This window comes from Rhizobium sp. 25PS6 (genome assembly GCF_032464655.1).
GTDB lineage: Bacteria > Pseudomonadota > Alphaproteobacteria > Rhizobiales > Rhizobiaceae > Rhizobium > Rhizobium laguerreae.
In genome coordinates this window covers 20,626-34,676 of the sequence record NZ_JAWDIV010000007.1, presented here as the reverse complement: position 1 = coordinate 34,676, position 14,051 = coordinate 20,626, and the positions used below count along the sequence as shown (strand labels likewise).

Sequence of the window (14,051 nt, the reverse complement as noted above, 5' to 3'; positions counted from 1 at the left end):
GAGACAAAACCCTGTTATCCCTCGTGCAAATTTCCTATGGCGAGGGATGATGCGCAACGGTCGAGAGCGTGGGCGCATGCGGTGCCGAACTCTTCGCTTTCTCGAAACTGATGTCGCTTTGACCGATCAAGTCGCCGGACGTAGCTCTGTCGCTGCGTTCGAGATGATGGCCTTCAAGGAAGGAGCGGTAGGCATCTGCGATGCCCTCCTTCAGACTTATCTTAGGAGACCAGCCGAGAGTGCGAAGCTTGTCGACGCTCAGGAGTTTACGTGGCGTGCCATCTGGCTTGGTGAGGTCGCGCGTGATCTTGCCTTCGAAACCAACGATCTTGGAGACGAGGTATGCCAATTCGAGGATGGTAATGTCTTCGCCACAACCTACGTTCACATGACCTTCGGCGGAATAGGTCTTCATGAGATGGAGGCAGGCGTCGGCGCAATCGTCAACATGCAGGAATTCGCGCCGCGGCGTGCCAGTACCCCAGATGCATATCTCTTGCTGCTGGTTGACCTTGGCCTCATGCGTCTTGCGTATGAGCGCCGGCATGACATGGCTTGACCCGAGGTCAAAATTGTCGCCTGGACCGTAAAGATTGGTAGGCATGGCCGAGATGAAATCTCTACCGTGCTGTTTGCGATAGGCTTGGCAGAGCTTTAATCCGGCTATTTTGGCGATCGCATACCATTCATTCGTGGGCTCAAGCGATCCGGTCAGAAGTGAGTCCTCAACGATCGGCTGATCGGCGAATTTCGGATAGATGCAGGACGAGCCCAGAAACATCAGTTTTTCGACGTGAGCTCTATGGGCGGCGTGGATGACATTCGCTTGGAGAATCAAGTTGTCGTAAAGGAAGTCGGCCGGATAGGTAGCGTTCGCGAGAATACCGCCGACCCTCGCAGCAGCCAGGAAGACAGCGTCGGGACGATGCTTACTCATCCACGCCTCCACCTGCTCCTGCCGTCTGAGATCGACCTCGGCGCGGGTGGCCGTCAAAATCTCGCAGCCCTCGGAAGCGAGACGTCGGACGATTGCAGAGCCCACCATGCCGCGGTGGCCCGCGACATAGACCCTCTTTCCGGCTAGGCTGTAGATCACCTCAGGCATAGGCAAAACCTTTGGTTGCGCCGACCGACGGAACATTTCGTGCCATGACTTTCAGATCCTCGCGAACCATCTCTGCAACCAGCTGATCAAGACTGGTCTCATGTTTCCAGCCAAGCTTCGTGTGCGCCTTCGTCGGATCGCCGATCAGAAGATCAACTTCAGTCGGACGGAAATAAGCCGGATCGATCTCCACCACACACCGACCGGATGTCTTATCGTATCCCTTTTCCTCAACCCCGTTCCCACGCCAATCAATCGGCATGCCCACCTGGGCAAAGGCTTTGTCAACGAAGGAACGAACCGAGTGCGTTTCGCCGGTCGCAAGGACATAGTCCTCCGGTTCGTCCTGTTGCAGCATCAGCCACATGCCACGGACATATTCTCGTGCATGTCCCCAGTCGCGCTTGGCGTCCAAATTGCCGAGATAAAGCCTTTCCTGCAGCCCAAGATGGATCGCAGCCGCCGCCCGGGTGATTTTGCGCGTCACGAATGTTTCGCCGCGGATCGGGCTTTCATGATTGAACAAAATGCCGTTCGAGGCGTGCATGCCATATGCCTCGCGATAATTGACCACAATCCAATAGGCGTAGAGCTTGGCAGCCGCGTAGGGGGATCGAGGGTAGAAAGGCGTCGTTTCGCTCTGTGGGACTTCCTGAACTTTGCCGTAGAGCTCTGAGGTGGACGCTTGATAGAAGCGGGTCTTCTTGGTCAGACCCAGGAGGCGAATTGCTTCAAGTAGCCGAAGGGTGCCGGTTCCATCGGCGTTAGCCGTATATTCCGGCGTCTCGAAAGAGACTTGGACGTGGCTCTGTGCGGCGAGATTATAGATCTCGTCCGGCTGCGTTTCCTGAACGACGCGGATGAGGTTCGTTGAATCGGTCATGTCCCCGTAATGCAGAATAAAGCGAGGATTTTCGACATGGGGATCCTCGTATAGATGCTCGATGCGACTGGTGTTGAAAGACGATGAGCGTCGCTTGAGGCCGTGAACAATATAGCCCTTCTCCAGGAGCAATTCGGCCAAATACGCACCGTCCTGACCCGTTATACCCGTAATCAGCGCGACTTTATTTTCGTTTTTCACTGCGGTCTCCGTAATTTATTTCGACGGAATCAGGTGGACACGCTGTTCGAACTCATGTGAACTCGTGGTACTTCCTCAGTGAGCTCGCAAACAGTTCTGAATCGCTGAAGTTGTACATGGCGTGTTTGTTCGGATTGACGTTATTTATGGCAACGGCAATCTCTGCGTTGCGCGCGGTCTTCAGCTGATGTAGGCAAAACTCTACGGCCCGACGGCTCGTCTTTCCCCATTTTACGACCACTAGCGTTCGTTCTGCTAACGCTGTCAGATGCATCGTATCAGCCGAGGCGAGCACAGGTGCGCTGTCGAAGATGACGATTTGGCCCTGTGAGGCGGCCATCGCGACGATGTCAGCCGCATCAGTCAAACGAACGCGCCGATGGAGACTGGCATTGCCAGCCGGGATGAAGTCGATGCCGCTTGGATGGTGATGGATGATGTCCCGTATTCCGGCCTGTCCACACAGGAATTCGTTCAACCCCTGCTTTAGCTCTGATTTGAAAAACGAGTCGAGATTTCCGAGTCTGAGGTCGCCATCGACAAGCAGCACCGGAATTCCGTTGGCGGCGAGATCGATTGCCAGGGATCTGGCGACAAGCGACTTGCCCTCTCCGCTGTGAGCCGACGTCACAACAATCGTGCTTGGCAGTTTTCCGCCGTTAGATTGTTTGAGCGAAGTCATGACGGAGCGAATTGCTTCGTCAAACATCCCGTCTTGGATGCTCCCGAAGAGCATCGACGGATCTCTCCGGTCTTTCCGTTTCAGGTGCGGGATGAATCCGGCGGGTACGATGCGCGACATTCCGGCCATCTGGTCGAAGCTGCGGACTGAATTGTCCAACATCTCGACCACGAAAGCGGCCGTCACCGCGATCGATATCGAAGCCAAAAGGGCGCCGATCAAATAGAAAAGCCGCCCGCGTCCCTGCGGCGCCAGCGGCACCGCGGCCGGTGACAAAACTTCCAGTTCCGCGCCCGGCAGCATCGCTTGCGCAGCCAGGCCACGGCGCTGCTCCTCGAGCTTATCCAGCGCCGTCTGCTCTTTGTCAGCCATGTGCTGGAGTCGGGCCAACTCGGTTTGCGCCAGGGCAGAGCGAGTGCGTTTCTCATGAGCGGCCGCCAATGCCGACCGGATTGCGTCGTCCTCATGATCGAGCGCCGCAAGCTTGGCGCGTATCGATTGGAGATATCGGTCGGTCGCAAGGCTGAGATCGGTGCGGGATTTAAGGATCTTGGCGCGCGTGTCGACCACGGCGTCGGCGGTGTTGCCATATGTCTCAAGAAGGCGCTCGAGATCTTGCTCCTGCGCACGAAGCTCGCGTTGCATTGCACCAATGCTGTCGGGAATGACCATATTCTGCAGGACGAGCGAGGGGTCGTCGGCCGCTTCGAGTGCGGTTATCGTTGCTCTCGCTTCAGCGCGGCTTTGTTCGATTTTTGTCCGCCGCTCGCCCAGCTCCATTATCGACTTGATCTGTTCAACCTGATCGTCGTCATTTGAGGCAACGTCGGTAGTTTTCTGGTACACGTCGGCGGCATCGCGTGCTGCCTTGGCGCGCCCCATCTGTTCGTCGATGCGCAGCAGAAGCCATTCTTCTGCTGCGTCCACTCGACCGCGCAGACTGTCCTTCCGCTCTTCGAGGTAGATGCTGATGAGCCGGTTCGGGACCGAGGCGGCCAGTTCGGGGTCGCTCGCATCGAAACCGATCTGAATTACGTCACCCTGGCCATCGCGCCAAACGCGGAGGGCCTTGTAGTACTTTGGGATTATCGGCTCGATGCTGTCCCGTATCGGCAAGGACGGTTTTTCGCTGTCGATCCAGCCGCGTAGCATTGATCGGATCTTGTCGATAGGCGAGATTTCTTGCAGCGCCGGATTGAATTCCGGCCATTCATTGAGCCGCAGGTCGCGGATTACCCGCTCTGCGATGCTTCTGGAAAGAAGCCGTTCGGTCTCGGATGTGGCGTCCAGCGGATCGTTGCGGCTGGACTCGTCGGTGCCGAGCTTTGTCGCCAGAGGCGTGTGGATGATCAGCCGGGACTCGGCATGATAAGTCGGCTTCAATCCCGAAATCACGGTTGCGGCAACCGCCATAAGGAGCATGACGATGGCCATTATCATGACCACCCGTCGCCGGATAAGGCGCAGGCCCGAAGTCAGATCAAGGTCATCCGAACGAGTCTCTACCTGAAGCCGGGGATCGTAGCGCATCGACGAGAGCGAGGTGTTGCGGTCTGGCGGCACAGTCGAAATAGTCATCGTTCACCCGCCGTCGTTTGAGGTTGCGCGGAGATCGCGTGGTAGAGTTTGTCCAGCGATCGCATGTAAGCCTTCATACTGAAATTGTTGAGATAATGAGCGCGGGCCTTGGCCGACAGATAGTTGCGGACTTCCGGGTCGGTGACGAGCTTAGCCAGCGCCGCAGCCAGGGCATCCTTGTCTCCGACAGGTACGAAGACGCCGGTTTCACCGTCGGAGATGACTTCGCCATGCGCGCCGACGCGCGTGGTGACGACGGCGAGCCCATGGGCAAGCCCTTCGACCACAGCCATTGCCAAGCCCTCGGCATGCGAAGGTAAGACCAGGATATCTGCCCGTGTACACAAGGCTTGCGCCTCGTCGGCGCCAAGCCAGCCCGGCATTTTCACCAGATCTGAAAGTCCCATGGCGGCAGCCTGGCGCCGGTAGTCTTCCACAGGTCCGTCGCCTGCCAGCACGGCTCGCCACCGGAGCTCTTTCATGATCGGATGACTTAAGGCAAGCAGAAGCTCCTGAACGCCTTTGCGTTCACTCAGCCGGCCGAGAAATATGATCAACGGCATCTCGCCGACATGAACATTGCGCGGCCCGGGGTCGGGAACACAATTGCCGATGACGACTACGCGGCGCTCTTCCACGCCGAGAAGCGTCGTGAGCGTCATGCGGTCGCGCTGGCCCAGTGCCACGACCTGGTCGGCATGTTGGAACATCCGGCGTACAAGCATTTGTTGACGTGGCGAGCGTGCGGCAAAGTCGGTCGCGTAGTCGTAGTCGTGCAGGTGCAATATGTGAGAGCATCCGAGGAGACGGGCAGCCTCGGTCAGGATCAGTTTTCTTGCGGTGCTGCCGCGACCCGCCACATGAATATGGTGAATGCGTGCCGGAGCAATTATCCGGTCCTTTGCCATCATCAAGACGGCGCCGAGCAGGCGCACAGGCGACGCAACTGAGGACCACCGAGGCCCTCTGGTATCGGTGACGAGGTGTGTTTCGCCGGCCTCCTTCGCCGTGTTCGATATATAGCCGACGAGCCTGCCAATTCCGCCACCGTTTTCGCAACCACCCGGGACGTAGTGGCGGACGGTTGCTGCTGCGTTCCGCATCGCTACCCGATTCCCATCCGTGAGCGCGTTCATTAGCATGCCCCGACCACCTTACGATAAACGGCCGCAGCCTGTGCTCCGACCTGTTGAGGCGAATTCGGACCTGTAGCCCATGCAAGCGCGCTGGTCCCGAAACTGCTTCTGAGCTCGTTATTTTCCGCCAATGTCCAGATGGCTCTCGCGAGCTGTTCCACATCTCCCGGTGGAACCACCATTCCCAGTCCGTTTGGCAGAACGGTGGCTCGCAATTCGCCGACATCAGTCACGATAACCGGTTTGCCAAATGCCGCGGCAAGATTGAGGACGCCGCTTTGAGAGGCTTCCGTATAGGGAAGGACAACGATGTCGGCATCCAGAAAGAGCTGGGCGACCTCCATATCCTCGATAAAGCGGTTGCGGATATCATAGCGGCCGGCGTCCCCCATAAGGGGCTGGAAGATCCACGGATCATCGCCGCGGCCAGCGACCGTGATGCGTAGATTGGGGAGCAGGTCCTTGAGCATCGCCTCGGCACGGATCAGATGCTCCAATCCCTTGTAAGCAAAAATCCGTCCGAACAGCAGAACGCGCAAAGTTCCATCTGCGCCGCGCCGCGCCATCTGGTGCCGCCGAGCGAGTTCCGCGTAGCGATGAATGGCGGGATGCGACAGGACATGGACACAATCAGGCGATTTTGAATATCGCTCGAGAACCATTCGTTTCAGCCCTTCGCCATGGACGACGACATGACCCGATTGCCGCACCATCAATTGGGGCGCCCAGGCGGGCAGCGTGCGGGTGTCGGAATCGCCGGGATGCACTTCCACGTCATGGACGGTGGTCACGATCGGGATCGGGCGCCAGAACGGCGCGGCAAAGTTCAACCAGAGCGTCGAGTTGCTCAGAAGGTGAATGACGTTCGGCCGCTCCTGCCGGATAAGACGTGTGAGTTGGTGCAGGAACCAGGGATTGGAGAGCGAGCGGTGCCTTGGCCAGTCCATGAGGTGGAGATCGACAGCCGGATCGATCCATGAAGCAAGGTGTGCGTAGCGCCGGCGCGGAACCGCTAGGACGACGTGCGCATGTCGCGCAACGCCGCTAGCGAAGGAGATGGTGTAGTCTTCCAGTTCGGAAACCAGCAGCAGCGCCTTCATCCCGCTGACTCCGACACGCTGACATCCTGACCAAGTCGAGGCAAGTCGTAGGCTGTGCGCAATGCATCACGCGTCCGCCTCAGCAAGTTTGGTTCTCCGGCGAAAAAGAGCCCTTCCACAGCAAGGCTGAACCGGGTGCGTGTATCGGCGCCCTGCAGCTTGGCTGAGGCGACTCGGTACGGATAGTGATCAGTCAGACGCAGCCTTCCCGCCAGATCGTGCGCGGAAAGAAATCGGTTCGTCGCTTCAACGGTAGCCTGCCAATGGGCCATCCGCTTTCGCAGCATGGCGGCGTCATCGACTGGCCGATACCAATTATTGTTGTGAATCCGATAGAACCCGAGTGGATCCGACAAGGCGACAACGCTCCCCAGAAATGGATAGATGCCTGTGAGCCAGGCATCGGCAGACATGCGGAACTGCTCGGGAATATCCCCTGCAGCATCCCATGCGCTACGTCTTACAGCGACGGCTGATGTCATCGGGAAGGGCCACCAACCAGCCGATCTGGCGAGCCGTGGCGGCAAATTTCCTGAACACAGGGTCCGAGGGATTGGCTTGAAGGCTGGTGAGCCATCGGTCTGCGTTGGCTGAAGTCGGTGATAAACAAGCGATGCCTGAGGATTGGAGTGGAAAGCAGCGGCTGTTGCCGCCAGCTTGCCTGGCGCCCACCAGTCATCGGCATCGAGAAAACAGAGGATGTCGCCACTGCTTAACTTCACAGCAGCATTTATGGCGGCGGCCTGTCCCTGGTTCTCCTGGAAGAGCACCTTCACCCGCTTGTCATAGCCGTCGAGAATAGCGCGCGACTGGTCGCTCGAACCGTCGTCGACGACGATTATCTCGACATTGGACGCCTGTTGGCTCAAGGCGCTGTCAATTGCCCGGGCAACGAAGCGACCATAGTTGTAGTTATTGATAAGGACGCTGATTGTAGGCCGCTCCATGACACCCCTCAAGCGCGTCGCTGGGCGACACGTCGGTGCGCCAGAGTTGCGAACGCTCGCGCGTTTGGCAGCGCGAATTGATGGAAGGAGTTCTGCTCGATCAGGATTTCGCCTTGAGCCGGTAGGGTCACCGCCGACAACGCCGCAACGCGTGACGCTCCCTTTATTAAACGTACAAAACCAGGACCATGACGCAGAACCATTGCAATCCCAACCCTTCTAAGCGTCACCTGCCAACAGCCGGCTGCGCCAGAATTATTGCCTCACTTCACCGGAACTGCGGCTCGGCGCGACGTGCTTCGCGGTATGCTTTCATCGTCAAGCTACCGGTGATTGGTCACGGGTGACATCTCCTCTTATGGGCAATGTTGTAGGCCCCAGCACCAACTTTTGGGGGAGGGGTAGACTGCAAGCTTAATCCAAACAACGCCCTTGGGTGGTGGGTATGGACGTTAGGCTTAGCCCCGCCTTCGTTTGCGTTGGTTGACCGGGGATATGGCAGGATGATTGTTCCTTGGTAAGCAGCGCAGCTATGAAAGGGGACCCATGTCTTTCCAAATTGCCGCGATCAACAGCCTCTCATCTGTCCAAGCAAATCGGGACGGGTAATGAGAGCGTATACGCTTAGAATAGCGAATGGGCCGACTGTCAGTTGGCGGGCAATAGAGTGCTGGGGCGCCGGCCTATGCCTTTTTCTTCAGACAGGCGCGCTTTTCCCGCTCATGCTGGCGGATGCCGACGGAGGCCTGAGCGATCATGCCAGGTCTATACTGCGTCTGCTTTGTTTACCGGTATACGGGTTTACATTGCTGATGCTGGCACGAAATTCTCCGCAATTCATCATAGCGCTGAAGCGAAATTGGTTTGTCCCCCTGATGGTCGCCATGCCCTTCGTGTCTGTCTTCTGGTCGGTTGGCCCGTCGACGACTTTCAGGCGTGCCATCGGCCTGCTCTTCACCGTACTTCTGGCTTATGTGTTGGCCATACGCTTTACACCGAGGCAGTTGCTTCTCATCGCATTTGCCACCTTCGGAACATGTATCGTCCTTAGCCTGTTGCTTCTTCTAGTGTCACCGGGGCTCGCTCGCATGCCCACGGACAGCGCGGTGCGCGGCATATTCATCCACAAGAACAGCCTTGGTTGGTACGCCGGCATGATGATACTGGTGTCGACCGCCATCGTAATGGACGGCAATCCAGGCTTGCGGCGAGCAGCTTTGATCTTGCTGATGGCGGGCGGGGCTTGTCTCTTCCTTTCCGGATCGATGACCGCGACAATTGCGACGGTATCGGCATATTGCCTGATCGGCTTCTACTCCATGTTGCAGCGAATCCGTGGCGTCGGTCGCATTGTCTTCATCCTGTTTTTCGTTCAAATCTTCGTCGGGATCCTCCTTTTGCTTCACGAGTTCTTGGTCCCATTCCTTGAGGCGCTTGGCAAGGATGCCACTCTGACGGGCCGAGTGCCCTTGTGGGAGCTGGTCGATGGTCAGATCGCCGATCATCTGCTGCTCGGCTTCGGCTACCAAGCGTTTTGGACAGAGGCGAATCCCGAAGCCTGGATTATCTGGTCAAAGATCCAATGGATGGCTCCCCACGCCCATAATGGATTCCGCGATACGCTGCTGAGCTTCGGAGCAAGCGGAATGACTTTGTTCGCTCTGATGCTTTTGCAGGCACTCCGCCAAGGCGCGGCCCTCCAATGCGGGGACCCGCGTTATGGCTGGCTCTGGTTGAACGTCTTCACGGTTGTGATTTTGGTGATGAACCTGACCGAGACAATCTTCCTGATCCAGAATGACGCGATTTTCATTCTGTTCACAACGGCCATCATCATGTTCTCTCTATACAAGCCTGTTGTTGCTTCGACGGCCCCCGGCCGGCAATTGCGAGCACCGGCCCGCAGCAAAACGGCGGAGCTGCAAATCTCATGAGGCTGCGCTTCGCACCGATCTTGAGCATTTTGCTTGCGATGCTCTTTCCGCAGCCGAGCAAGCTGGCTCCGGTGCGCCCGGACGCAGATGCGCCCGACAGGCTGCAGACGGCGGTCAGGGAGGCAACCTGCGCGGAAGCTTCGCCGGCGACCTTTTCGGACAAGCTGAAGGGGACTTCACTGAGCAACATAATGACCGGAACATCCGCGCCCCGGGCAGTATTCTATGTCTCTCCCGATGGCAAAGACACCTGGAGCGGGCACCTTCCTAAAGCAAATTCTCGGCGTACAGACGGTCCTTTTGCCAGTATTGAAAGAGCGCGGGATGCTGCGCGCCAGAAGGGCGGCCAGAATACGATCGCAATGGGCAATGGGGATTACTATCTCGCTGAACCGATAGTCTTCGATGCTCGCGATGCGGGCCTGATCATCGCGGCGAGATGCAACGAGGCGCCGGTTCTGCACGGCGGCCCGATCGTTCGCAATTGGACGGCGCAGGACGATGGTCGCTGGAAGGCGTCACTGAAGTTGCCTGCGGGCCGGGATCTGGGCGATCTTTTCGTCGGCGGCGCGCGCCAGACGCAGGCTCGCTTTCCCAACGCTCCACTCGATGGAGATCCGCGCAAAGGGTGGCTTTTCGCGGCTAAGTGCACGCAGGACGACGACTTATGGCATGGTAACACGCGTTTTTGCTTCCATGCCGGCGATCTTCCGATCTCAAAAAATGCAGCAGGCCTTGTCGCCCACATCGTTGGTGGTTTTCACCCCGGCAGCCAGTGGGGCAGTGATACCCTCCCAGTGGTTTCAGTCGACACCGCGAACCGGGCGATAAATACCCAAGGCACCGGCTATTTCTTCACCGCAGAAGGCAGCCGCTATTTTTTGACCGGGGCGGCAGCGCTGCTCGATGCGCCTGGGGAGTGGTGGTATGACCGCACCAAGGGTCAACTCGATTATATCCCGACCGATGGGCTACCAACAAGTTCTACGGCTGTGGCGGGCATCCTGCCGACCTTCTTCAGGTTGGACGGAGCCGACGGGATGGTTGTATCGGGGCTCCAGTTTCGGGATGGAGATCCGCGTGGCAGCGGCAAGTTCGGTACAGACACCAGAAGCTTTGGGGCCATACGGCTCGATCACTCGGATGGTGTTCGGCTGCTCGGCAACTCCATCGACAATGTCGGCGTCGGCATCCATGTTTCCGAGAGCAAAGGTGTCTTGATTGCCGGCAACGTGATTGGAGATGTGGCTGGCAACGGGATTTACGTTGGCACGACCTATGGCAGCTTCGGCAAATCCGACGGTGCCAAAATCCTCTCGAACCATATTCATGACATTGGAAGGGTCTACTTTGAAACCGCGGGCATATGGTTCCAGGCGGCCGACAGTATCAGGATCGCTCATAACCTGGTCGAAAATACTGCGCAGTTCGGTATCGCCGGCGGCTCATTGTGGGGGGCACAAGACGCAGTCCACGACGCAGTCATCGAACATAACGAGATCCGTAATGCCAATCAGCAGACGGCAGATGGCGGTGCCATCAAGCTGATGGGCGAGCAGGCAGACCTCCTGAACAGCAGCATCCGCTACAATCTGGTCACCGGGACAGGTCAACTTATGAACAGGGCCGATGGGACGTTTTGGCCTTTCGGATATGAAAATATCAATGAATGGCCGACGCCTATCAGTTGGGCGATCTACACGGATGGCAAGGCCAGTGGTGTGCGCATCGAAGGAAATACGCTCTCGGACAATATATCGGCGATCGGCATCAACGGCGGCTGGAGCAACTTGGTGACGGGAAACGTCATCACGCATGGATCGGGCGCGGCTTTTCGCGTTGATGACGGTACGGGCAGGGGTTGGCGTCCGCCATGGGCACGTCCCAATCGTATCGAGAGCAATATCGTGTCGATCGACAGTAGCAACGGGCTTGCAGCCTATGTCTACGCTCCTGACCATGGGCCTGGATACGTGCAGTTCGCGCATAACCGCTACACCGGCAATTTGAACGACAAGAGCTTCCGAATACATCCGGAGATCATGCCTTCGGGAGAATTTGGCAGTTTACAGGATCTTCAGAAGGTTGGGGCGGACACCGAAAGCGTAGTCGCGCCGCCCGAGTAACAAAAGGGCGACGCGACGAGCGATGTTCCGCACCGGCGAGATCTGCCCGAGCGGCTTGGCGACTATCGCTCGGTGAAGCGGCGCTATTACCGCTGGATCGAGATGAGGAAACTCGCCCAGGACGATTGTTGCGGCGATCGGACGACCGCCGCAACAAGTAATAGTTACAGGAGAAAATCGCCTGCGCCCACGTGGACGAGGCCCTTCAGCTGAACCTCGAAATCATGAACGCCGTCGCCGTTCAGGTCGCCCTGGATAACGGTAGCGTCGTTCGCGGATCCAGCCTGGTCGTCATAGTGCCAGGCGAGCGCGCCAGCCTTATGGTCGAACAAGGCATTCTCCTGCGCCTGGAAATGGAAGGTTCCATTGCCCAGCCCAGAACCATTCGCATCTATCGCCGCGATGTCGATCTTATCGACGCCATGTAGGAAGTCGGTGATGACGTCGCGGTTCGAGCCAGACCCGGCTTCCGTCGGTGCTTTGAAGACAAACGTATCCGCGCTGACGCCACCGGTGCTGACGCCACCGGTCATGATGTCTTTTCCGGCGCCACCGATGATGACGTCCCCGCCGGCGCCGCCATCCAGCTTGTCCGCCCCAGCCCCGCCATTGAGAACGTTGCTGCCGCCATTGCCGCCGGTCAGCACGTCGCTGTAGCTGGAGCCAGTCAAGTTTTCGATGCTGGCGATCTTGTCACCGGTGGCCTGCCCGCCCGCTGCGGCCTTGGTCGCCAAATTGACGCTGACCGCACCGGAGCCCGCATAGCTGGCCGTGTCGGTGCCATAACCGCCGTCGAGCACATCCGCGCCGGCGCCGCCCTTCAACACGTCACTACCGCCGAGACCCTTGAAGGTTTCGTTGCCGCCGTTGGACTGACCGGTATGTGGCAGGATGTCATTGCCGTTGGTGCCGGTGAATACCTTCGTCGGCGTGGTCGGTGTGGTCGGCGTTTCCGGTTGCGTTGGCGTGGTTGGCGTTTCTGGTTGCGTCGGCGCGGTTGGCGTTTCTGGTTGCGTCGGCGCGGTTGGCGTACCCGGTTGTGTTGGCGTGGTTGGCGTTCCCGGTGTCGAGCTGGAGCCCGATTCGTAGGCACCCATGTCGACAGTTCCAACGACGCGAGCGTGGCCGTCCAGATCGACCGACCCGACGCCGTACTTGGCGGTTCCGCTGTCGATTGCCGCCGAGCCGGAGCCGAGGTGGAAGTTGTCGCTCGCTGCCCCCGAAAATTTGGGGTCGACGCCGAGCTTGTTGCCGTTCGCCGCGCTCGGCATCGCGTTGCCGCCGTCGGTCTTGACCGATGCCTGGCCGGCCGTGCCGTTGTAGGTGATGTTGTTGGCCCAGACGACGTTGTTGTTGGTGTAGCTGTCGGTCGACGTGTTATCGATCGCAGTGTTGTTCTTGTTCACCGATGGGTCCGCTACGGCGATGTTGTTGGCCCAGATGTTGTTGCTCGACGCCGAGTTGCTGAGCTCACCGCGCCAGGTGCCGCTGTTCGCCGGGTCCTGATTGTTGTGGTATGCGGTGTTGTTTTTCACCGTGACGGAGTCGCTCCAGGTAACCTGGATGCCTTTGCCGCCGTTCTCGTAGACGAGGTTATTGTCGACCAGGGTCTTGAACGTGTAGTTCGGATGACCGCTCGTCTGCGTGCTCTGGAAATCGTCGATGATGATGCCGTTGCCGTCGGTGTGCTCACCCGACTTGGTGACGTTATCGTGCGAGATGTTGTCCCGCACGATCGTCCGGTAGCCGTCGGTCGAGGTATCGCCGGTGATGTTCCGGTTCTGGTAGATCGAGATGCCCGAGAACCAGCCCGTCGACGCGTTGTTGTAGGTCTCGTTGCCTTCGATGCGAATGAAGTCCGACTGGTTGAACTGGATGCCCGACTCGCCGCTGCCGTGGACCTTGTTGTTGAGGATCTGGACGTGGTGGGCATTGTTCGCTTCGATGCCGTCGCCTTTGGCGCCGCCGATGTCAAAGCCGTCGATTGTCACGTAGTTGGCGTTGACACTGATCGCGTTCCACGAGCCCGCGGGCGGCCGGATCAGCGCCCCGCCGGGCACTTCCGAGCGCAGCGTGATGTCGGCTGCCGCCGAGCCGTCCGTGTCGATGTTAATAGCTTCGTTGTAGGTCCCCGCCTTCACCACGACCTCGTCGCCGGGTCTAAGGTTCGCCGACATCGCCTCGCTGATCGTGCGGAAGGGAGAGGAGGTACTGCCGTTACCGCCGCTGCTGCCAGTTGTCGCTACGTAATATGTTGTCATGGTCTTGTTCCTCAACCCCCGCCCGTTAATATTTGTGGTTAATCCAGCGTTACGGCGGCAGGTTATAGGGTGACATTTTTGAGGGCGCAACAGCAACG

General features: G+C 58.4%; 9 protein-coding genes. 2 read left to right on the top strand and 7 right to left on the bottom strand.

The window, feature by feature from the left end; genetic code table 11:
- Positions 1 to 34: 34 nt before the first annotated feature.
- The 6 genes from fcl to RWK44_RS11830 are packed head-to-tail and all read right to left on the bottom strand — an operon-like array spanning position 35 to position 7,632.
- A complete protein-coding gene (gene fcl / locus RWK44_RS11855; RefSeq protein WP_168282915.1) occupies positions 35 to 1,105 on the bottom strand; it encodes a GDP-L-fucose synthase in 1,071 nt (356 codons plus the stop codon).
- The gene (gmd, locus tag RWK44_RS11850) at positions 1,098 to 2,189 is read right to left on the bottom strand and encodes a GDP-mannose 4,6-dehydratase (RefSeq protein WP_131641740.1); all 1,092 of its coding nucleotides are present in this window, start codon (positions 2,187 to 2,189) and stop codon (positions 1,098 to 1,100) included. The genes fcl and gmd overlap by 8 nt, the downstream gene beginning before the upstream one ends.
- Before the next feature lie 52 nt (positions 2,190 to 2,241).
- Positions 2,242 to 4,449, bottom strand: coding sequence for a GumC family protein (locus RWK44_RS11845; RefSeq protein WP_316028831.1), 2,208 nt, complete (start codon positions 4,447 to 4,449; stop codon positions 2,242 to 2,244).
- Complete coding sequence (locus RWK44_RS11840; RefSeq protein ID WP_222061889.1) at positions 4,446 to 5,591, bottom strand: glycosyltransferase family 4 protein; 1,146 nt, start codon at positions 5,589 to 5,591, stop codon at positions 4,446 to 4,448. Before RWK44_RS11840 ends, RWK44_RS11845 begins: the two co-directional genes overlap by 4 nt.
- Positions 5,585 to 6,685, bottom strand: coding sequence for a glycosyltransferase family 4 protein (locus tag RWK44_RS11835; RefSeq protein ID WP_131665632.1), 1,101 nt, complete (start codon positions 6,683 to 6,685; stop codon positions 5,585 to 5,587). Before RWK44_RS11835 ends, RWK44_RS11840 begins: the two co-directional genes overlap by 7 nt.
- Positions 6,682 to 7,632 (bottom strand): glycosyltransferase family 2 protein, encoded by a 951-nt coding sequence (locus RWK44_RS11830; RefSeq protein ID WP_131665633.1) that lies wholly within the window; start codon positions 7,630 to 7,632, stop codon positions 6,682 to 6,684. Before RWK44_RS11830 ends, RWK44_RS11835 begins: the two co-directional genes overlap by 4 nt.
- 608 nt (positions 7,633 to 8,240) lie before the next feature.
- Here RWK44_RS11830 and RWK44_RS11825 point away from each other — a divergent pair.
- Both RWK44_RS11825 and RWK44_RS11820 read left to right on the top strand, forming a co-directional pair.
- On the top strand, positions 8,241 to 9,566 hold the full coding sequence (locus tag RWK44_RS11825; RefSeq protein WP_077979681.1) for an O-antigen ligase family protein: 1,326 nt from the start codon (positions 8,241 to 8,243) through the stop codon (positions 9,564 to 9,566).
- The gene (locus RWK44_RS11820) at positions 9,563 to 11,692 is read left to right on the top strand and encodes a right-handed parallel beta-helix repeat-containing protein (RefSeq protein ID WP_131665634.1); all 2,130 of its coding nucleotides are present in this window, start codon (positions 9,563 to 9,565) and stop codon (positions 11,690 to 11,692) included. Before RWK44_RS11825 ends, RWK44_RS11820 begins: the two co-directional genes overlap by 4 nt.
- Positions 11,693 to 11,856: 164 nt before the next feature.
- On the opposite strand, the gene RWK44_RS11815 is transcribed toward RWK44_RS11820, so the two are convergent.
- Complete coding sequence (locus tag RWK44_RS11815) at positions 11,857 to 13,953, bottom strand: choice-of-anchor Q domain-containing protein (RefSeq protein ID WP_168282918.1); 2,097 nt, start codon at positions 13,951 to 13,953, stop codon at positions 11,857 to 11,859.
- Positions 13,954 to 14,051 lie beyond the last annotated feature (98 nt).